Here is a 19600-nt window from a genome sequence, read left to right on the forward strand (position 1 = left end):
GTGCAACGGATGGGGAGGCAGGGACGACGGTGGCGGAACGGACCACGGCTGCCGTCGACGTGGCAGACAACAGCGGCGAGCAGCCGCTGACCGCCAAGGCGGACCAGTCCACGGCCGACGGGGTGGCCAAGAACCCGGAGCGGGACACGGACAGCGACGAGGCACAGGGGAGCGCCGGGACCGAGGGTCCCGGCAAGAAGACCTCGCCTCCCGAGCTGCACAGCGGTCACAAGCTCGCCAGACGCTACCGGCTGGAGGAGTGCGTCACCCGTCTGGACGGATTCAGCAGCTGGCGTGCGGTCGACGAGATGCTCCGTCGAGCCGTCGGCGTCCACATCCTGCCCGCGGACCACACACGGGCCCGTTCCGTCCTGGCTGCCGCCCGTTCCTCCGCGCTGCTCGGTGATCCCCGATTCGTCCAGGTCCTGGACGCCGTCGAGGAGAACGACCTCGTCTACGTCGTGCACGAATGGCTGCCCGACGCCACCGAGCTGACCACGCTCCTGGCCCCCGGCCCGCTGGAGCCGCACGACGCCTACCAGATGGTCAGCCAGGTCTCCTCGGCGATGGCCGCCGCCCACCGCGAGGGCCTCGCCCATCTGCGGTTGAACCCGAACGCCGTGCTGCGCACCTCGACCGGGCAGTGGCGCATCCGGGGCCTCGCCGTGAACGCCGCCCTGCGCGGCATCAGCTCCGACACCCCACAGCGCACCGACACCGAGGCGATCGGCGCCCTGCTGTACGCGGCAATGACCCAGCGCTGGCCGTACGAGAGCGACGCCTACGGCCTCTCCGGGCTCCCCAAGGGCGTCGGCCTCATCGCGCCGGACCAGGTGCGGGCCGGTGTGCACCGGGGCCTGTCCGAGCTGGCCATGCGTGCCCTCGCCAACGACGGCGCCACCGCGTCCCGGCACGAGGCTCCGTGCACCACGCCGGAGGAGCTGGTGAAGGCGATCGGTGAGATGCCGCGTATCCGGCCGCCGGAGCCCGCGTTCACGGCACCGCCGGACTACCAGCGCACGACGTACCAGCAGGGCTCCTACGGCCGCCCGGCGCCGCGCCCCGGTGCCACCCAGCCGATCGCACCCCCGCCGCCCCCGCTGCAGAGCCGCACGGGAAAGGCCCTGAAGTGGGCGGTGTCGGCGCTCCTCATCGCCGCGCTCGGCCTGGGCAGCTGGCAGTTGGCGGACGCGTTGATGGACCAGGGCGGCAAGTCCGACTCCGACAAGAGCCAGCAGACGGACGACGGCGACAAGGGCGCCTCGAAGACCAAGCCGACGCCGATAAAGATCGAGGGCAGCCGGGAATTCATCGCCGAGGGAGGCGCCCAGCACCCGGACGACGTCCAGAAGACCTACGACGGCAACGCCTCGACGTACTGGCGGACGAGGAGCTTCAACGCCGGCCCGCCCATCGCGCCGCTCAAGCCCGGTGTCGGCATCGTCTACGACCTCGGTTCGCCGCAGAAGTTCAGCGCCGCCACCCTCGACATGCGCTATGCCGGTGACCACACGACGATCGAGCTGTATGCGGCTGACTCACTGACACCGTCGTCACTGGACTCGATGCAGCAGCTCGGCCACATCACCACCACCGACAAAACCGCTACGGTGAAGGTCACCAAGTCGGTGAAGACGCAGTACGTCCTCGTCTGGCTGACGGCCATGCCGAAATCGGGGTACGACCCCGTCCTGTACGGCGGCGCCGGCTACAAGCAGGCCATCGGCGAAGTGCAGTTCACGGGCTGACATCTCACCCGGACCGGAGGGGGCAGATGGCGGAGGGCGCCGCATACGACGCAGTGGGCGACACGGACCTGCTCGCTCGCCACGTGGAAGGCGACCCCGATGCCTTCGGGGAGATCGTGCGGCGGCATCGGGACCGGCTGTGGGCCGTCGCCTTGCGGACCCTGGGGGACCGCGAGGAAGCCGCCGACGCGGTCCAGGACGCCCTGGTGTCGGCCTACCGGGCCGCCCACACCTTCCGGGGCCAGTCGGCGGTCACGACGTGGCTGCATCGGATCACGGTGAACGCCTGCCTGGACCGTGCCCGCAAGGTGGCCTCGCGGAAGACCTCACCGGTGGACGACACGGAGCGGCTGGAGCAGCTGCTGGAGCCGCATGAGTCGGCCTCGGCGCCGGCCGAGCGCAACGACGTGCACCGCCAGCTGCTCGAAGCGCTGGGCACGCTTCCGCACGAGCAGCGGGCTGCTCTGGTCCTGGTGGACATGCAGGGATATCCGGTGGCCGAGGCCGCCCGGATCCTGGAGGTACCGACGGGCACCGTGAAGAGCCGGTGCGCCCGGGGCAGAGCCCGGCTGCTGCCTCTCCTCTCCCATCTCCGGCCCGAAGGCTCGGGAAGCGCAAAAGAACCCGGCGCGGGACGGAACCGGGTGCACGGGACATCCGTCCCACCGGCAACGGGGTCTTCAAAGGAGACCCCTGAGGGCACGCGACCGAGTGATTCAGCCGTAGTGAAGGGCGGAGGTGGGCGAGCGTGACGTCGACGACAGACACGGCCGGGCACCCGGACGTCGTGGAGATCTCCGACCTCACCGAAGGCCTTCTCCCACCGGGCCGCAGCACGGACGTACGCCGTCATCTGGAGACGTGTGAGCTGTGCGAGGACGTCCATGCCTCGCTGGAGGAGATCCGGGGACTGCTGGGATCCGTGTCGGGAGCGGAGCGCATGCCGGCCGATGTGGCCGGTCGTATCGATGCCGCCCTGGCCGCGGAGGCACTGCTCAGCGCCTCCGTTCCGGGCCCGCTGAGCACCCATGTCTCCTCAAGGCCGGAGCCGGGCCGTGAAGACATGACGAAGCCGGGCCGTGCGGACACGGAGGGAATCGATGTTTCACGTGAAACAGCGATTCCCTCAGACCGGCCCGCCGGACGTCCTCAGGCGGCGACCGGTCCCGGACGCAAGGGCCGGGCGCGAGGGCCGCGGCGCAGGCGTGTGGTTCTCGGGGCTGTTCTTACCGCGGCTGTCCTCGGGGCCGGGTCGCTGGTACTGCAGTCGCTCGGCGACCACTCCTCTGACACCGCCACCGCACACGGAAGGCCGACGCCGTCCGCCGAGCCCTTCTCCGGCACCAGCGTCCAGAGCCAGGTGAAGGATCTGCTCACCACCACGAAGAAGTCCCCGCGGGGATCCGACGGCCAGCGGCCCCGCTCAGGCCTTGAGTCCCAGCAGAACACCCCTCGGTCGAGCGACAGTGCGAACACCCTGATCCAGACGGATGTCGCCGTCCCTGACTGCGTCCGGGCGGCGCTCCACCGGGGCGACGACGTCCTTGGCGCCAAGACGGGGATGTACGACGGGAAGTCCGCCTATCTGGTCGTGATGCCCGACACCGACGACCGCACCCAGGTAACGGCCTATATCGTCGATGCGGCCTGCACCCGGCAACCTCCCGGGACCGCCGGCACGGTACTTCTGAAGCATTCCTTCCCCCGTCCCTGAGTCAGCTGGACCCCTGCTTCTGTCAGTCCCCGCGCAAGGGGCGTGTGCCCTGACACACCGGGAATGCACGCCCCGTAGGATCCGTTGGGTGGGGTGAGAGTCCGGAAACGGGCTCGCACCGGTCGACTGACGCAGACCAGAGACAAGGAATCAAGCCGTGAGCGACGTCCGTAACGTGATCATCATCGGCTCCGGGCCCGCAGGCTACACGGCCGCGCTCTACACCGCGCGAGCGTCGCTGAAGCCCCTGGTGTTCGAGGGCGCCGTCACCGCCGGTGGCGCGCTGATGAACACCACCGAGGTGGAGAACTTCCCGGGCTTCCGCGACGGCATCATGGGCCCCGAGCTCATGGACAACATGCGGGCGCAGGCCGAACGCTTCGGTGCCGAGCTCATCCCGGACGACGTCGTCTCCGTCGACCTCACCGGTGAGATCAAGACTGTCACCGACACCGCAGGCACGGTCCACAAGGCGAAGGCTGTCATCGTCACCACGGGCTCCCAGCACCGCAAGCTGGGCCTGCCCAACGAGGACGCCCTCTCCGGCCGCGGTGTTTCGTGGTGCGCCACCTGTGACGGGTTCTTCTTCAAGGACCATGACATCGCCGTGATCGGCGGCGGTGACACCGCGATGGAGGAGGCCACCTTCCTCTCGCGGTTCGCCAAGTCCGTGACGATCGTCCACCGCCGGGATTCGCTGCGTGCATCGAAGGCGATGCAGGAGCGTGCCTTCAACGACCCGAAGATCAAGTTCGTCTGGGACAGCGAGGTCGCCGAGGTCCAGGGTGACCAGAAGCTCTCCGGTCTGAAGCTGCGCAACGTCAAGACCGGCGAGCTGTCGGAACTGCCCGTGACGGGTCTGTTCATCGCGATCGGCCATGACCCGCGCACGGAGCTGTTCAAGGGCCAGCTGGACCTGGACGACGAGGGCTACCTGAAGGTCGCCGCTCCGTCCACCCAGACCAACCTGACCGGTGTCTTCGGTGCCGGTGACGTGGTCGACCACACCTACCGCCAGGCGATCACCGCCGCCGGCACCGGGTGCTCCGCCGCTCTGGACGCCGAGCGCTTCCTCGCCGCCCTTGCGGACGAGGACAAGGCCTAGTCCCAGAAGACCGCTGCGGTCTGACCTTCCCCTTCCCCGCCCCACCGCAAGAGCGAATCGAGGAGCCCGCTGTGGCCAACCTGAAGAACGTGACCGACGCATCCTTCGACGAGGACGTCCTCAAGAACGACAAGCCCGTCCTGGTGGACTTCTGGGCTGCCTGGTGCGGGCCGTGCCGTCAGATCGCCCCCTCCTTGGAGGCGATCGCTGCGGAGCACGGCGACAAGATCGAGATCGTCAAGCTCAACATCGACGAGAACCCGGCCACGGCTGCCAAGTACGGCGTGATGTCCATCCCGACGCTGAACGTCTACCAGAACGGCGAGGTCGCCAAGACCATCGTCGGTGCCAAGCCGAAGGCGGCCATCGAGAAGGACCTCAAGGACTTCATCGCCGAGTGACGTTTCACGTGAAACACGAATGGGCCAGCCCTTGTGGGTTGGCCCATTTGCATGAGGTCGTTCGACTGACTCCCGCGCCCACCGCCGCCTCGCCCGCTACAGCGGTCGCAGCGCAGGCTCCTTCTGGACGGCTCCCAGCAGCCGGTCGAGTGCCAGCTCCACGTCCTCCTTCCAGGAGAGCGTCGAGCGCAGCTCCAGCCTCAGCCGCGGGTGCGTGGGATGCTGCCGGACCGTCTTGAAGCCCACGGCCAGCAGATGGTCCGCCGGCAGCATGCAGGCGGGTTCCTTCCAGCGGGCGTCACCGAAGGCTTCTATGGCTTTGAAGCCTCGGCGTAGTAGATCCTTGGCGACCGTCTGCACCAGCACCCGGCCCAGCCCCTGCCCCTGATAGCCGGGCATGACGAATGCCGTCATCAGCTGCACGGCGTCCGGTGAGACGGGACTGGTGGGAAAGGCCGCCGAGCGCGGGACATAGGCCGGAGGGGCGTAGAGCACAAAGCCCACCGGCACGTCATCGACGTACACCAGCCGACCGCACGACCCCCAGTCCAAGAGGACGGCCGAGATCCAGCCCTCCTTCTCCAGCGCCGAGGTGCCCGCCCTTACCGCCGCTTCTCCGCTGACGGGGTCCAGCTCCCAGAAGACGCACGAGCGACAGCGTGGGGGAAGGTCCTGAAGGTTGTCCAGCGTGAGCGGCACGAGCCGACGCCCCATGAAGGCTGTTCCTCACTTCCTTCGCCCGCCGCACCACGAGCGGCTGTCAGAGCGCTTCGCTCCCTGAGCAAGCTGCCGACGAATCCGCCGACCGCTCCAAGGCTCAGGCCCGCGCTCACCAGTCCGGTGCGGCTCATCGATCGCATGGCCCCGACTCCCCACTCAGAGATGCAGATGCTGTCCGGTGGATGCGCCATACCCGTTCGCATCGTATCCACGATGCGATTCGCTCGATACCGCCTCAAAGCAAAGAGCGGGCCGTGTTCCGGTACACACCGGACACAGTCCGCTCCCTGCACACCAAGAGGGTCAGACTCAGCCCTCCTGGTCGTCCGCCACTTCCTCCTGCAGTTCCTGGTGCAGCACCGGGCCCTCATCGGGAGCAAGGGTGCCCAGGATCCGCTGGAGATCGTCCACGGAGGCGAACTCGACGGTGATCTTGCCCTTCTTCTGGCCGAGGTCGACCTTCACCCGGGTCTCGAAACGGTCCGACAGACGGGACGCCAGATCGTTCAGCGCCGGGGAGAGACGAGAGCCGGCGCGCGGCCCCTTGGAGCGCTGCGGCTTCTGGGGCCGCGAGCCCATCAGGGTGACGATCTCCTCGACGGCTCGCACCGACAGCCCCTCGGCCACGATGCGATGAGCCAGCCGGTCCTGCTCCTCGGGGTCCGTCACGGACAGCAGTGCCCGGGCGTGACCGGCGGAGAGGACTCCGGCGGCGACTCGCTTCTGGACCGTCGGCGAGAGCTTCAGCAGACGCAGCGTGTTGGAGACCTGGGGCCGGGAGCGCCCGATCCGGTCGGCCAACTGGTCGTGCGTGCAGTTGAAGTCCTTCAGCAGCTGGTCGTAGGCGGCGGCCTCTTCCAACGGGTTCAGCTGAGCCCGGTGCAGATTCTCCAGCAGCGCGTCCAGAAGGAGCTTCTCGTCCTCCGTGGCCCGGACGATCGCGGGGATGGCATCCAGGCCGGCCTCACGGCACGCGCGCCAGCGGCGCTCGCCCATGATCAGCTCATAGCGACCGGGCCCCAGCTGCCGTACGACGACGGGCTGCAGGAGGCCGACCTCCTTGATAGAGGTGACCAGCTCGTGCAGCGCATCCTCGTCGAAGATGTCACGCGGCTGACGCGGGTTGGGCGAGATCGCGTCGAGAGGGATCTCGGCGAAGTGCGCCCCCACCGGAGGAGCGGGCGTGTCCATCACGGGGCTTGCCGGTGGCTCCTCGGTTTCATGTGAAACAGGCGGCAGTGTGGCCACCTTCGCAGCGGCCACTCCGCGGTCGCTCGTCAGCACCGGGACGGCTGCGGGGGAGGTGGAGGCTCCGCCTCCCAACGCGGCCGGAGCCGGGGTCTTCTCGGTCGGGGCAGCGGGGATCAATGCGCCAAGGCCACGGCCCAGCCCCCTCCGTCGCTCACTCACTGGATCCCCTCCACCATGCTCGGGTCGTTCTGGGCACCGATATGGGCCTGGCTCGCGTCATAGCTGATGCCGATGCCCTTCAGCGCGATTTCTCGGGCCGCCTCAAGATACGAGAGGGCACCGCTCGATCCAGGATCGTAAGTCAGCACCGTCTGCCCGTAGCTCGGCGCCTCGGAGATACGGACCGAGCGGGGAATGCTCGTCCGCAGCACCTCGTCGCCGAAGTGGGTGCGCACCTCTTCTGCGACTTGGGAGGCGAGACGCGTCCGGCCGTCGTACATGGTGAGCAGGATGGTCGACACATGCAGCGTGGGGTTGAGGTGCCCCCGCACCAGGTCGACGTTGCGCAGTAGCTGGCCCAGACCCTCCAGTGCGTAGTACTCGCACTGGATCGGGATGAGGACCTCCTGGCCCGCCACGAGCGCATTGACGGTCAACAGGCCGAGCGAAGGCGGGCAGTCGATGAGGACGTAGTCCAAGGGCTGTTCGTACGCCTGGATCGCGCGCTCCAGCCGGCTCTCACGGGCAACCAGCGACACCAACTCGATCTCCGCACCGGCGAGATCGATGGTGGCGGGAGCACAGAAGAGACCTTCCACGTCAGGGACGGGTTGGACGACCTCGGCGAGGGGCTTACTCTCCACCAACACGTCGTAGATGGAAGGAACTTCTGCGTGGTGGTCGATCCCGAGGGCCGTGGATGCGTTGCCCTGTGGGTCGAGGTCGATCACCAGGACGCGGGCCCCGTGCAGAGCCAGCGAGGCGGCAAGATTGACGGTCGTCGTCGTCTTGCCGACGCCGCCCTTCTGGTTGGCGACCACGATGACTCGGGTCTGCTCCGGTCGCGGCAGACCTTCGCCGGCGCGGCCGAGAGCCTCTACCGCCAGTTGGGCCGCACGGCCGATGGGAGTGTCGTCCATCGGAGGCGGTGTTTCACGTGAAACATCCGCCCCCATCGACTCGGTACGGGGACCGGGGACCGGATCGGTCATCGGTCCCGCGATGTTGGCGTCGGACCGCAAGGATTCACTCTCCTCGACTTCAGGCTCGCAATGAACAGAGCCTCCCATGCCTTCGGGGTCGTGAACCAGTGAGGCCTGGTGTTCTGTGGAGAAATCCACCTCTGTGGACAACACCGTGCCCCGAGAGAGGGACGGAGCGGCCTGCAAAGCGGGTTTCTCTCCCAGAGAACCGAGAGGCTTGCGGTCGCGAGGTTCGGCCGCGGCGCGGCCGCGACTGATGATGCCGTGCAGCAGTGAGCGACGTTTCACGTGAAACACGATGCACAGCGACGGCGACCGAACCTTCGCGACACTCCGGCCTGCGTAGGTTTGGCAGCTTGTGTGGAGTACGTCTCGTCGTCAGGACGGATCAGAGGCGCCCACGCCTGGCGGCAGCACGGGCGCCTCCCTCGGGCTCAGCGATCCCGCAGTCACCGGCGCCGACGAAGGCGGCCCGTTCGGGCCGCCTTCGCCCGCTTGGCCGCGAACCGCACACCGCCGGGGCTCTCGCCGACCTCGACCCGCACGACGGTGGACAGCGGATCCACCACGCCCTCGCCCACATGCAGGACGGACGTCTCCACCGCACCGAGCTTGCTCAGTGCCGTGGCCGCGGCCTTCAGCTCCTCCTCGGCGGTGTCCCCCTTGAGGGCGAGCATCTCACCGTAGGGGCGCAGCAGCGGGATGCCCCAGGCGGCCAGCCGGTCCAGCGGGGCCACGGCACGGGCGGTCACCACATGGACCGGCGGGAGCTTGCCCAGAACCTCCTCGGCGCGGCCCCGTACGACGGTGACGTGGTCCAGGCCGAGCAGCTCGACGACCTCGGTGAGGAAGGTGGTGCGCCGCAGCAGCGGCTCCAACAGGGTGATGTTCAGGTCGTCGCGGACCAGGGCCAGTGGAATGCCCGGCAGCCCGGCACCGGAGCCGACATCGCAGACCGTCACTCCCTCGGGGACGGCCTCGGAGAGCACCGCGCAGTTCAGCAGGTGCCGCTCCCACAGGCGGGGTACTTCCCGCGGGCCGATCAGGCCGCGCTGCACGCCCGCCTCGGCGAGCAGCTCCGCGTAGCGGACCGCATCGGCGAAGCGATCACCAAACACTTCCCGCGCCTGTTCGGGCGCGGGGGGAAGCTCCGCTGCCTCCGTCACGGGGACCGTCCTTCCGTACAGCGCCGGCGCTTCGCGCACCGGCCACCAGAACTACCAGGCTGACAAAGTTCGGCCCCGTCTGCTCTACAGACGGGGCCGGTGGAACGTGGGAGCCGATCAGGCGGGCAGCACGACGACGAACCGCTGCGGTTCCTCGCCCTCGGACTCGCTGCGCAGTCCCGCGGCCTTGACCGCGTCGTGCACGACCTTGCGCTCGAACGGGGTCATCGGCTTGAGCTTCACGGGCTCGCCAGTGTTCTTGACCTCAGCAGCGGCCTTGGCACCGATCTCGGACAGCTCGGCCCGCTTCTTGGCCCGGTACCCCGCGATGTCCAGCATCAGCCGGCTGCGGTCGCCGGTCTCCCGGTGCACGGCCAGGCGCGTCAGCTCCTGGAGTGCCTCCAGCACCTCGCCGTCCCGGCCGACCAGCTTCTGCAGGTCCCGGGTGCTGGTGTCGCTGATGATCGACACGGAGGCGCGATCGGCCTCGACGTCCATGTCGATGTCGCCGTCGAGGTCGGCGATGTCCAGCAGACCCTCCAGGTAGTCCGCCGCGATCTCACCCTCCTGCTCCAGGCGGGTCAGGGTGTCTGCACCCTCGGCAGCGGCGGAGGTGGTGCCTTCCGTCACGGGATGGGCTCCTTCTTACTTCTTGGACGGGGACTTGGGCCGCTGCGGGCCACCCTTGCGCTGGCCGGACTGGGCCTTGCTACGGGTGCCGGAGCCGGGCTTCTCGGTCTGCTGGGCAGCGGCGGGCTTGGCGTCCTGCGGCTCGTCGGACTTCTCCAGCGAGGTGGACGAGCCCGCCTGCTTGGGCCCGGTCTGACGCTGAGCCTTGGACTGGCGCTTGGGCTGCTGACGCCGGGCGGCGGCGCCGGCCGCGGTCGCCGAGGTGGTCTCCACGCCGTCCTCGGTCTGTGCCGCTTCCTGGGCCACGCTCTTCGCCACGGTGCCGTCGGCCTGGGCGGCGAGGCCGGCCTTGTTCAGCGCGTTGATGAACTTGCGCTCGAACTCGTTGCGGTCCCGGCCCTTGGCGACGAGCGCCTTGACGATGGTCTTCTCGCTGCGGCGACGGACCTTGCCGGTGTGCGTGACGTGCTTCGTCAGGCGCTCCAGATAGGCGGCCTGGGCCTTGGAACCCGGGGTCGGGTTGTTGCGGATGACGTACATCTGCTGGCCCATGGTCCACACGTTGGTGGTCAGCCAGTAGACAAGGACACCGACCGGGAAGTTGATACCGAAGACGGCGAACATCACCGGGAAGACGTACATCAGCATCTTCTGCTGCTGCATGAACGGCGTCTTCACCGTGGTGTCGACGTTCTTCGTCATCAGCTGGCGCTGCGTGTAGAACTGCGAGGCCGACATCAGGACGATCATGATCGCGGTGACGACCCGGACATCGGTCAGGGTGGCGCCCAGGGCGGCGACCTTGTCCGAGCTGTCCGTGAACTTCGCGGCGAGCGGGGCACCGAAGATGTGCGCCTTACGGGCGCTGTCGAGCAGCGGCTTGTTGATGACGCCGATGGTCGAGCCCGTCGCGATGCCGTTGAGCACGTGGTACAGGGCGAAGAAGAACGGGGACTGCGCCAGGATGGGAAGGCACGAGGAGAGCGGGTTGGTGCCCGTCTCCTTGTACAGCTTCATCATCTCTTCGGACTGGCGCTGCTTGTCGTTCTTGTAGCGCTCCTGGATCTTCTTCATCTCCGGCTGGAGCGTCTGCATCGCACGCGTCGACTTGATCTGCTTCACGAAGAGCGGGATCAGGCAGATGCGGATCAGGATCACCAGGGACACGATGGACAGGCCCCAGGCCCACCCGGTGTTGGGGCCGAAGATGGCGCCGTACACCGTGTGGAACTGGACGATGACCCAGGAGACGGGTGTGGTGATGAAGCTGAAGAGGCTGGCAATCGTGTCCACTAATCATGCTCCTTGGGCATGGGACGAGGTCTCTGCGGCCGGGCTCGGAGGAAGCTCGGAAGACGACTTCTCGGGCTTCGCTTCGATGGCCGGTTCGGCGGCGGAGGGCCCGCCCTTGCGTGCGCGCCATGCGTTGCGCAGCATTTCGTGCCACCGGGGGCGCTTGCGCGGCGGAACATGATCCACACCGCCCAGCGACCACGGATTGCACCGGAGGATGCGCCAGGCGGTCAGTGCCGTTCCCTTGATCGCACCGTGCCGGTCGATGGCCGTGTAGCCGTAGTGGGAGCACGACGGGTAGTACTTGCACACCGGCCCCAGCAGTGGACTGATCGTCCACTGGTACAGCTTGATCAGAGCCAGCAGCGGGTACTTCATCGCGCGCCCCCTCCCAGCAGCCGCTGAAGAGCGGCGTCCAGGTCTCGGGCCAGCTGTGCATGGTCTGCGTCGCCCGCTCCGGGCAGCGCTCGTACGACTACCAGGCTACCGGGGGGGAACAGGGCGATACGGTCACGCATCAGATGGCGCAGTCTGCGCTTCACTGTGTTGCGCACGACCGCGCCACCCACCGCCTTGCTCACGACGAAACCCGCACGCGTCGGGGGAGCGCTCTCCCCAGGCGCGTGCGGGTCCGTGGCACCGCTACGAAGGTGGACGACGAGAGTCGGGCGTCCTGCCCGGCGTCCTCGTCGGACCGCGGTCGCGAAGTCCTCGCGCCGCCTCAGCCGATGCTCGGTAGGCAGCACGACGTCATGACCTGATCGGGATCAGGCGGACAGGCTGGCGCGACCCTTGGCACGACGGTTCGCGAGAATCGCGCGGCCGGCACGGGTACGCATCCGCAGGCGGAAGCCGTGGGTCTTCGCGCGACGACGGTTGTTCGGCTGGAAGGTGCGCTTGCTCACTCGGGGGCTCCAGAAATCAAATCGGTGGTGGCGGGTGCCGTCCTGGCTGTCACCGTGCGCCCACGAGTAGCTCGCGTCACGCCCGAGTGCACCGCTTCCCGATCACCTGAAGTGACCTGTGCCCTTCGGAGGCAGGCGGCAGCAGCCATCGACAACTCGACCTGGTTACGGTACGCGGGGCTACGCCATCCGGTCAAACCGAGGGTCACGGAGAGACACTATCCACAGGCTGGGGACAACAACTTGAACCGTACCCGCCGCGCTGACTACCGTGGCTGAACTCCGATTCGTTCTTTTGTCCCCCGCCCCGGCGGGTTTGACCCAGCGACCACCCGACGTACACCCCGACCCGTCCCGCGATCACACGTTCGTGGGACCTGTGAGAGAGCGTGCCCTGTGGCTGACGTACCTGCCGATCTTGCCGCAGTGTGGCCACGAGTACTGGAGCAGCTCCTCGGAGAGGGCCGCGGTCAGGGTGTCGAGGTGAAGGACGAGCACTGGATCCGGCGCTGCCAGCCGCTCGCGCTGGTGGCGGACACCGCCCTGCTCGCCGTACCGAACGAATTTGCGAAGGGCGTACTGGAGGGCCGTCTCGCACCGATCGTCAGCGAGACGCTGAGCCGCGAGTGCGGCCGCCCCATCCGTATCGCGATCACCGTGGACGACTCCGCGGGCGAGCCGCCGGCTCCCGCGGCACCGGTGCAGCAGGCGCCCAAGCCGCGCTACGAAGAGCCAGAGCTGCCGTCAGGACCATACGAGGGCTACGGCCGCCACCGCGCCGCCGACCAGCCCCCGGCCGAGCAGCAGCCCCGTCCCGACCAGCTGCCCCCCGGCCGCCCCGACCAGCTGCCCGTCGTACGCCCGGCGTACCCGTCCGAGTACCAGCGCCGTGAGCCCGGCAGCTGGCCGCGCCCCGGACAGGACGAGTACGGCTGGCAGCAGCCGCGGCTCGGCTTCCCCGAGCGCGACCCGTACGCCTCCCCGTCGTCCCAGGACACCTACGGCTCCGGCCCGGACACCTACGGCTCGCCGTCGTCGGACTACCGCCCGCAGGGCATGGACCGGCCCTCGTACGAACAGCAGCGCGCCGAGTACGACAGCCCCCGCGGCGAGTACGACAAGCCGCGCGGGGACTACGACTCCGGGCGAGCGGACTACGACTCCGGGCGTTCCGAGTACGACCCGTCCCGGACCGATTACGACCAGCGCGACCCCGTCCGCCGTGACCTTCCGGAGCAGCCGTCGCCCGGTGGCCCGGCGCACCGTGGCGCCCCCGGGCGCCCGGACCTGCCCACGACCGGCGCTCCCGGCCCGCTGGCCGCAAAGCCGGCGCCGGCGAGCGGTCCCGGCGAGCCCACGGCACGCCTGAACCCGAAGTACCTCTTCGACACGTTCGTCATCGGCGCCTCCAACCGGTTCGCACACGCGGCCGCGGTGGCCGTCGCCGAGGCACCGGCCAAGGCGTACAACCCGCTGTTCATCTACGGGGAGTCGGGGCTCGGCAAGACGCACCTGCTGCACGCCATCGGGCACTACGCGCGCAGCCTCTACCCGGGCACGCGTGTGCGGTACGTCAGCTCGGAGGAGTTCACCAACGAGTTCATCAACTCCATCCGCGACGGCAAGGGCGACAGCTTCCGCAAGCGGTACCGCGAGATGGACATCCTGCTCGTCGACGACATCCAGTTCCTCGCGGACAAGGAGTCGACGCAGGAGGAGTTCTTCCACACCTTCAACACGCTCCACAACGCCAACAAACAGATCGTGCTGTCCTCCGACCGGCCGCCCAAGCAGCTGGTCACGCTGGAGGACCGGCTGCGGAACCGTTTCGAGTGGGGCCTGATCACCGACGTGCAGCCGCCCGAGCTGGAGACGCGCATCGCGATCCTGCGCAAGAAGGCGGTGCAGGAGCAGCTCAACGCCCCGCCGGAGGTACTGGAGTTCATCGCCTCCCGGATCTCGCGGAACATCCGTGAGCTGGAGGGGGCACTGATCCGGGTGACGGCGTTCGCGTCGCTCAACCGGCAGCCGGTGGACCTGGGCCTGACGGAGATCGTCCTGAAGGACCTGATCCCGGGCGGCGAGGACAGCGCGCCCGAGATCACGGCGACGGCCATCATGGGGGCCACCGCCGACTATTTCGGGCTGACGGTGGAGGACCTGTGCGGCACCTCGCGCGGCCGCGCGCTGGTCACCGCCCGGCAGATCGCCATGTACCTGTGCCGTGAGCTGACGGATCTGTCGCTGCCGAAGATCGGGGCGCAGTTCGGCGGGCGGGACCATACGACCGTCATGCACGCCGATCGCAAGATCCGTGCGCTGATGGCCGAGCGGCGGTCGATCTACAACCAGGTCACCGAGCTGACGAACCGCATCAAGAACGGGTGATGTGCGGCTGACGCCGGCCGTACGACGACGCTGAGGGCGCCTTGGGGATCCGTGTCCCCGGGGCGCCCTCTGGCATGTCGAGGCTCGGCCTCACGACCCCTGGAGCCCCGATGACCCCTGGAGCCCCGGCGGCCCCTGCAGACCCCCGCGGCCCCGTGGAACCTTGCCTGGCGGCCATGTGAAGCCTTGCCCGGCGGCCCTGTGAAGCCTTGTCCGCGCGCTGTGGAGGGGGGTCGGCGGGCTGTGCGGCGTTGCCCGTTCGCCACCGGGTGTTCGATTACGTGCCTGGTTACGGCCACTCTCCACAGATTCGCTGACTTTTTTCCCTCCACATCCTGGGGACTGCCGAGTTGTCCCGAACGGCGTCCACAGGGAGCCTGTTCATACGACGTTCGCCCAGCTCAGCTGCCTGTGGATTCGTGGACGAAGGATCTCCACAGGCTGTGGACAGAGGGAAGATCCACAGGCTGTGCATGGAGTTGTCCACCGACAACCCACAGGCTGGGGTCCGTTGTCCCCAGCGATCCCCGGCTTCTCCACATGGCTGTCCACTGTTCGGCAACGTGACGCACCCGATCACCGCGTCGAGTGAAAGCCGTCACACGAAGGTGCCGGATTGGGGTGTGGGAAACGTGGGTAAACCTGGGGACGCAGCTGGGGAGAACTGCCTCCGGGCTGTGGGCGGTGTGTGCAGAACTTTCTGTTCTCCACAGAGACACCTAGTTGTCCACTGCCTCCGCCCACAGGACCAGTGGACAAAATTCCGCCTCTGAGCTGCGAAAACGTGGTTATCCACGGTATCCACAGGCCCTACTACTACTGCCGACTAGAGAGAGTCCGGCAATCGTTTTGAAGCGGGGCCTGTGCACAACTCGCTGTCTCACGTCCGGCTGCCCCTCGGACCGACTTGACCCCGACAGGCGCCTACTGTCAGTGCGGTGCGTCAGACTGGTCCCCGGTGTCCTTCCCTCCGCAGTGGGTGGTGACACCGAGTCGGAGGACTCAGTAGCAACAGCAGGAGGCGGCTTACGGTGAAGATCCGGGTGGAACGCGACGTACTCGCGGAGGCAGTGGCGTGGGCGGCACGCAGCCTCCCGGCCCGTCCGCCGGCGCCTGTCCTCGCCGGCCTCCTCCTCAAGGCCGAGGACGGCCAGCTGAGCCTGTCGAGCTTCGACTACGAGGTCTCCGCGCGTGTGTCGGTGGAAGCCGAGGTCGACGAGGAGGGCACCGTCCTCGTCTCGGGCCGGCTGCTCGCGGACATCTCCCGCGCTCTCCCCAACCGGCCGGTGGAGATTTCCACAGACGGTGTACGGGCGACCGTGGTCTGTGGATCCTCCCGGTTCACCCTGCACACACTGCCTGTGGAGGAGTACCCGGCGCTGCCGCAGATGCCGACCGCCACGGGCACCGTCCCCGGCGAGGTCTTCGCGGCCGCCGTCTCCCAGGTGGCCATCGCCGCCGGCCGTGACGACACGCTGCCCGTCCTCACCGGTGTGCGCATCGAGATCGAGGGCGACACGGTCACCCTGGCCTCCACCGACCGCTACCGCTTCGCGGTCCGCGAGTTCCTGTGGAAGCCGGAGAACCCGGAGGCCTCCGCGGTCGCCCTGGTCCCGGCCAAGACGCTCCTGGACACCGCCAAGTCCCTCGGCGCCGGTGACAGCGTGACGCTGGCGCTGTCCGGGTCGGGCGCGGGCGAGGGCCTGATCGGTTTCGAGGGCGCCGGGCGGCGTACGACGACGCGGCTGCTCGAGGGCGACCTGCCGAAGTACCGGACGCTGTTCCCGACCGAGTTCAACTCCGTCGCCGTGATCGAGACCGCGCCCTTCGTGGAGGCCGTCAAGCGTGTGGCGCTGGTGGCCGAGCGGAACACCCCGGTGCGGCTGAGCTTCGAGCAGGGCGTGCTGATCCTCGAGGCCGGTTCCAGTGACGATGCACAGGCTGTGGAAAGGGTCGACGCCCAGCTGGAGGGCGACGACATCTCCATCGCGTTCAACCCGACGTTCCTGCTGGACGGTCTGAGCGCGATCGACTCCCCCGTGGCCCAGCTGTCGTTCACGACGTCCACGAAGCCGGCGCTGCTCAGTGGGAAGCCCGCGCTGGACGCGGAGGCGGACGACGCCTACAAGTACCTGATCATGCCGGTGCGGCTCAGCGGCTGAGGCCGAGGTTTGTCCACAGTTGTGCACAGTGCCGGGTGACGTTGTGGATGCCCGGCACTGTGACGCTGCGGGCACGACTGCCCGCGGCCACGGCGGCCGCGCAGGACTGAAAGTCGCTGGTCAGAGGCGTCTCGCATGAGCGTGTAGGCCCACAGCTGTGCATGGAGGTCCGCGACTAGGCTCGGCTCGGCACTTCGGTGCCTGTCACGCCACACAGCGACCTAAGGAACACAACTGATGGAGCTCGGTCTCGTCGGCCTCGGCAAGATGGGCGGCAACATGCGCGAGCGGATCCGCCGCGCGGGCCACACCGTCCTCGGATACGACCGCAACGCGGACCTCGCCGATGTCCACAGCCTGGAAGAGCTTGTGGGCAAGCTCAGCGGCCCGCGCGTGGTCTGGGTGATGGTGCCGGCCGGCGAGCCCACCCAGTCGACGATCGACCAGCTCGCCGAGCTGCTGGAGCCCGGCGACGTGGTCGTGGACGGCGGCAACTCCCGCTGGACGGACGACGAGAAGCACGCCGAGCAGCTCGCGGCCAAGGGCATAGGCTTCGTCGACTGCGGTGTCTCCGGGGGCGTCTGGGGCCTGGAGAACGGCTATGCGCTGATGTACGGCGGGGCCCCCGAGCACGTCGCCACGGTGCAGCCGGTCTTCGACGCGCTCAAGCCCGAGGGCGACTTCGGCTCGGTGCACGCCGGCAAGGTCGGCGCGGGCCACTTCGCGAAGATGGTCCACAACGGCATCGAGTACGCGATGATGCAGGCCTACGCCGAGGGCTGGGAGCTGCTGGAGAAGGTCGACTCCGTCACGGACGTCCGTGAGGTCTTCCGGTCCTGGCAGGAAGGCACCGTCATCCGGTCCTGGCTGCTCGACCTCGCCGTCAACGCGCTCGACGACGACGAGCACCTGGCGGGCCTGCGCGGTTATGCACAGGACTCCGGTGAGGGACGCTGGACTGTGGAGGCCGCGATCGACCACGCGGTGCCGCTGCCGGCGATCACCGCGTCGCTGTTCGCGCGGTTCGCCTCCCGGCAGGAGGACTCGCCGCAGATGAAGATGATCGCCGCGCTGCGCAACCAGTTCGGCGGCCACGCCGTCGAGAAGAAGCCGTAGCCGAGAAGAAGTAATCCACAGATCCACCGGGCCGCCCCGCGAGCCTGTGGATCGACAGTCCATCAGCGTTCTGGGGAAGGCCGGCGAAACGACCATGCACGTCACGCATCTTTCGCTGGCCGACTTCCGCTCGTACGTCCGGGCCGAGGTTCCGCTCGACCCGGGCGTCACGGCCTTCGTCGGCCCCAACGGGCAGGGCAAGACCAATCTGGTGGAGGCGGTCGGGTACCTCGCCACCCTCGGCAGCCACCGGGTCGCCTCCGACGCGCCCCTCGTCCGCATGGGCGCCGAGCGGGCGGTGATCCGCGCCCAGGTCCGGCAGGGCGAGCGGCAGCAACTGGTCGAGCTGGAGCTGAACCCGGGCCGGGCCAACCGCGCCCGCATCAACCGGTCCTCGCAGGTCAGACCCCGTGACATCCTCGGCATCGTCCGTACGGTGCTGTTCGCGCCTGAGGATCTCGCGCTGGTGAAGGGCGACCCGGGCGAGCGGCGGCGGTTCCTCGACGAGCTGATCACGGCCCGGTCGCCGCGCATGGCCGGGGTGCGTTCCGACTACGAGCGGGTCCTCAAGCAGCGCAACACCCTGCTGAAGACGGCCGCCCTCGCGCGGCGGCACGGCGGGCGGTCCATGGATCTGTCCACGCTCGACGTGTGGGACCAGCATCTGGCGCGCGCGGGCGCCGAGTTGCTGGCGCAGCGGCTGGACCTGATCGCCGCGCTGCAGCCGCTGGCCGACAAGGCGTACGAACAGCTGGCCCCCGGCGGCGGGCCGCTGGCGCTGGAGTACAAGCCGTCCGCGCCAGGTGACGCCCACACCCGCGAGGATCTCTGCGTTCAGCTGACGGCGGCCCTGTCCGAGGCGCGCAAGCAGGAGATCGAGCGCGGGGTGACCCTGGTCGGGCCCCACCGGGACGACCTGGTCCTCAAGCTCGGCCAGCTGCCCGCCAAGGGGTACGCCTCGCACGGCGAGTCCTGGTCCTACGCGCTCGCGCTGCGGCTGGCCTCCTACGACCTGCTGCGGGCCGAGGGCAACGAGCCGGTGCTCGTCCTGGACGACGTGTTCGCCGAGCTGGACACGCGCCGCCGCGAGCGGCTGGCCGAGCTGGTCGCGCCCGGCGAGCAGGTGCTGGTCACCGCCGCCGTGGACGACGACGTACCGGATGTACTGGCCGGGGCGCGGTACGCGGTGTCCGGTGGGACGGTGGAGCGCGTATGAGCGGCGAGGAGCCCACCCGGCCCACCCCCGAGGCCCCGAAGAAGCCCGAGACCTCGAAGGCCTCGAAGAAGGCGGACGAGCCCTCCGGCGTCGACCTCGCGCGCGTGGCGTTGCGCGCGGCGCAGGAGCAGGCACGCGCGCGTGGAGACGCGGCGCGCCAGAAGAAGCAGGCCCGGCGCGGTGGCGGGCTGCGTTCCGGCGCGCGCGCCGACGGCCGCGATCCGATGGCGCTGGGCGCCGCGATCAACCGGCTGCTGACCGAGCGCGGCTGGGAGGCACCGGCCGCGGTGGGCGGGGTCATGGGCCGCTGGCCGCAGATCGTCGGGGACGACCTGGCCAAGCACTGTGAGCCGCAGGGGTACGACGAGGACGAGCGCGTACTGACCGTGGCCTGCGACTCGACGGCCTGGGCGACCCAGCTGCGCCACCTCGCGCCCGCGCTGGTCGCCCGGCTCAACGAGGACCTGGGGCACGGCACCGTACGGATGATCAAGGTGCTCAATCCGGGCGGTCCGGCGCGCCGCTACGGCCCGCTGAGGGCTCCGGGAAGCTCCGGACCGGGCGATACGTACGGGTGACGTACCTCACGTCGAGGGGCCGGAGCGGGGTGCCGACGCGCCCGCGTCCCGCGGTCCGGGCGGCC

The 19600-nt window shown here is 68.8% G+C and carries 19 protein-coding genes; 10 read left to right on the forward strand and 9 right to left on the reverse strand.

Annotated features, from left to right (window positions below):
* The first annotated feature begins 29 nt into the window (after positions 1–29).
* The 5 genes from IE277_RS16250 (at position 30) to trxA (ending at position 4968) form a co-directional block, all read left to right on the forward strand.
* A complete protein-coding gene (locus tag IE277_RS16250; RefSeq protein WP_189952952.1) occupies positions 30–1748 on the forward strand; it encodes a protein kinase family protein in 1719 nt (572 codons plus the stop codon).
* Between the two features lie 26 nt (positions 1749–1774).
* Complete coding sequence (gene sigM / locus IE277_RS16255) at positions 1775–2500, forward strand: RNA polymerase sigma factor SigM (RefSeq protein WP_189952954.1); 726 nt, start codon at positions 1775–1777, stop codon at positions 2498–2500.
* The gene (locus tag IE277_RS16260; RefSeq protein ID WP_189952956.1) at positions 2497–3462 is read left to right on the forward strand and encodes an RsmA family anti-sigma factor; all 966 of its coding nucleotides are present in this window, start codon (positions 2497–2499) and stop codon (positions 3460–3462) included. Before sigM ends, IE277_RS16260 begins: the two co-directional genes overlap by 4 nt.
* A 157-nt stretch (positions 3463–3619) precedes the next feature.
* The gene (gene trxB, locus IE277_RS16265) at positions 3620–4567 is read left to right on the forward strand and encodes a thioredoxin-disulfide reductase (protein WP_189952958.1); all 948 of its coding nucleotides are present in this window, start codon (positions 3620–3622) and stop codon (positions 4565–4567) included.
* Between the two features lie 71 nt (positions 4568–4638).
* The gene (gene trxA, locus IE277_RS16270; RefSeq protein WP_189952961.1) at positions 4639–4968 is read left to right on the forward strand and encodes a thioredoxin; all 330 of its coding nucleotides are present in this window, start codon (positions 4639–4641) and stop codon (positions 4966–4968) included.
* Positions 4969–5064: 96 nt separating this feature from the next.
* Here the strand turns inward: trxA and IE277_RS16275 are convergent, their stop codons facing one another.
* From IE277_RS16275 to rpmH, 9 genes are all read right to left on the reverse strand, one after another.
* Positions 5065–5682: a GNAT family N-acetyltransferase gene (locus IE277_RS16275; RefSeq protein ID WP_189952963.1), complete on the reverse strand. Its 618-nt coding sequence runs from the start codon at positions 5680–5682 to the stop codon at positions 5065–5067.
* 315 nt (positions 5683–5997) lie between these two features.
* A complete protein-coding gene (locus tag IE277_RS16280) occupies positions 5998–7098 on the reverse strand; it encodes a ParB/RepB/Spo0J family partition protein (RefSeq protein ID WP_189952965.1) in 1101 nt (366 codons plus the stop codon).
* The gene (locus IE277_RS16285; RefSeq protein ID WP_189953306.1) at positions 7095–8168 is read right to left on the reverse strand and encodes a ParA family protein; all 1074 of its coding nucleotides are present in this window, start codon (positions 8166–8168) and stop codon (positions 7095–7097) included. The genes IE277_RS16280 and IE277_RS16285 overlap by 4 nt, the downstream gene beginning before the upstream one ends.
* 362 nt (positions 8169–8530) lie before the next feature.
* Positions 8531–9247: a 16S rRNA (guanine(527)-N(7))-methyltransferase RsmG gene (gene rsmG, locus IE277_RS16290; RefSeq protein WP_189952967.1), complete on the reverse strand. Its 717-nt coding sequence runs from the start codon at positions 9245–9247 to the stop codon at positions 8531–8533.
* Between the two features lie 117 nt (positions 9248–9364).
* Complete coding sequence (locus IE277_RS16295; protein ID WP_189952970.1) at positions 9365–9877, reverse strand: Jag family protein; 513 nt, start codon at positions 9875–9877, stop codon at positions 9365–9367.
* Positions 9878–9892: 15 nt separating this feature from the next.
* Positions 9893–11170: a membrane protein insertase YidC gene (yidC, locus tag IE277_RS16300; RefSeq protein WP_189952971.1), complete on the reverse strand. Its 1278-nt coding sequence runs from the start codon at positions 11168–11170 to the stop codon at positions 9893–9895.
* 3 nt (positions 11171–11173) lie between these two features.
* Complete coding sequence (gene yidD, locus IE277_RS16305; RefSeq protein WP_189952973.1) at positions 11174–11548, reverse strand: membrane protein insertion efficiency factor YidD; 375 nt, start codon at positions 11546–11548, stop codon at positions 11174–11176.
* Entirely contained in the window at positions 11545–11916 is a 372-nt protein-coding gene (gene rnpA / locus IE277_RS16310) for a ribonuclease P protein component (protein ID WP_189952975.1), read from the reverse strand. The genes yidD and rnpA overlap by 4 nt, the downstream gene beginning before the upstream one ends.
* A gap of 21 nt (positions 11917–11937) precedes the next feature.
* Positions 11938–12075, reverse strand: a complete 138-nt coding sequence (gene rpmH / locus IE277_RS16315; RefSeq protein ID WP_015659252.1) for a 50S ribosomal protein L34 — start codon at positions 12073–12075, stop codon at positions 11938–11940.
* 396 nt (positions 12076–12471) lie between these two features.
* Between rpmH and dnaA the strand changes: the two genes are divergently transcribed.
* From dnaA to IE277_RS16340, 5 genes are all read left to right on the forward strand, one after another.
* Positions 12472–14463 (forward strand): chromosomal replication initiator protein DnaA, encoded by a 1992-nt coding sequence (gene dnaA / locus IE277_RS16320; RefSeq protein WP_189952977.1) that lies wholly within the window; start codon positions 12472–12474, stop codon positions 14461–14463.
* 1031 nt (positions 14464–15494) lie between these two features.
* The gene (dnaN, locus tag IE277_RS16325; RefSeq protein WP_189952979.1) at positions 15495–16625 is read left to right on the forward strand and encodes a DNA polymerase III subunit beta; all 1131 of its coding nucleotides are present in this window, start codon (positions 15495–15497) and stop codon (positions 16623–16625) included.
* Positions 16626–16862: 237 nt separating this feature from the next.
* Positions 16863–17741 (forward strand): phosphogluconate dehydrogenase (NAD(+)-dependent, decarboxylating), encoded by an 879-nt coding sequence (gene gnd / locus IE277_RS16330; RefSeq protein WP_189952981.1) that lies wholly within the window; start codon positions 16863–16865, stop codon positions 17739–17741.
* Between the two features lie 94 nt (positions 17742–17835).
* Positions 17836–18957 (forward strand): DNA replication/repair protein RecF, encoded by a 1122-nt coding sequence (gene recF / locus IE277_RS16335; protein ID WP_189952983.1) that lies wholly within the window; start codon positions 17836–17838, stop codon positions 18955–18957.
* On the forward strand, positions 18954–19535 hold the full coding sequence (locus tag IE277_RS16340) for a DciA family protein (protein ID WP_189952985.1): 582 nt from the start codon (positions 18954–18956) through the stop codon (positions 19533–19535). Before recF ends, IE277_RS16340 begins: the two co-directional genes overlap by 4 nt.
* The last annotated feature ends 65 nt before the right edge of the window (positions 19536–19600 follow it).

This window comes from Streptomyces alanosinicus (assembly GCF_014650595.1).
Lineage (GTDB): Bacteria > Actinomycetota > Actinomycetes > Streptomycetales > Streptomycetaceae > Streptomyces > Streptomyces alanosinicus.

What these genes read in the sequence shown, in the direction of transcription:
- gnd (WP_189952981.1), top strand. Translation starts at nt 16,863, where the DNA reads ATGGAGCTCGGTCTCGTCGGCCTCGGCAAGATGGGCGGCAACATGCGC.
- yidD (WP_189952973.1), bottom strand. Translation starts at nt 11,548, where the DNA reads ATGAAGTACCCGCTGCTGGCTCTGATCAAGCTGTACCAGTGGACGATC.
- IE277_RS16285 (WP_189953306.1), bottom strand. Translation starts at nt 8,168, where the DNA reads ATGGGAGGCTCTGTTCATTGCGAGCCTGAAGTCGAGGAGAGTGAATCC.
- recF (WP_189952983.1), top strand. Translation starts at nt 17,836, where the DNA reads ATGCACGTCACGCATCTTTCGCTGGCCGACTTCCGCTCGTACGTCCGG.
- IE277_RS16340 (WP_189952985.1), top strand. Translation starts at nt 18,954, where the DNA reads ATGAGCGGCGAGGAGCCCACCCGGCCCACCCCCGAGGCCCCGAAGAAG.
- sigM (WP_189952954.1), top strand. Translation starts at nt 1,775, where the DNA reads ATGGCGGAGGGCGCCGCATACGACGCAGTGGGCGACACGGACCTGCTC.
- IE277_RS16275 (WP_189952963.1), bottom strand. Translation starts at nt 5,682, where the DNA reads ATGGGGCGTCGGCTCGTGCCGCTCACGCTGGACAACCTTCAGGACCTT.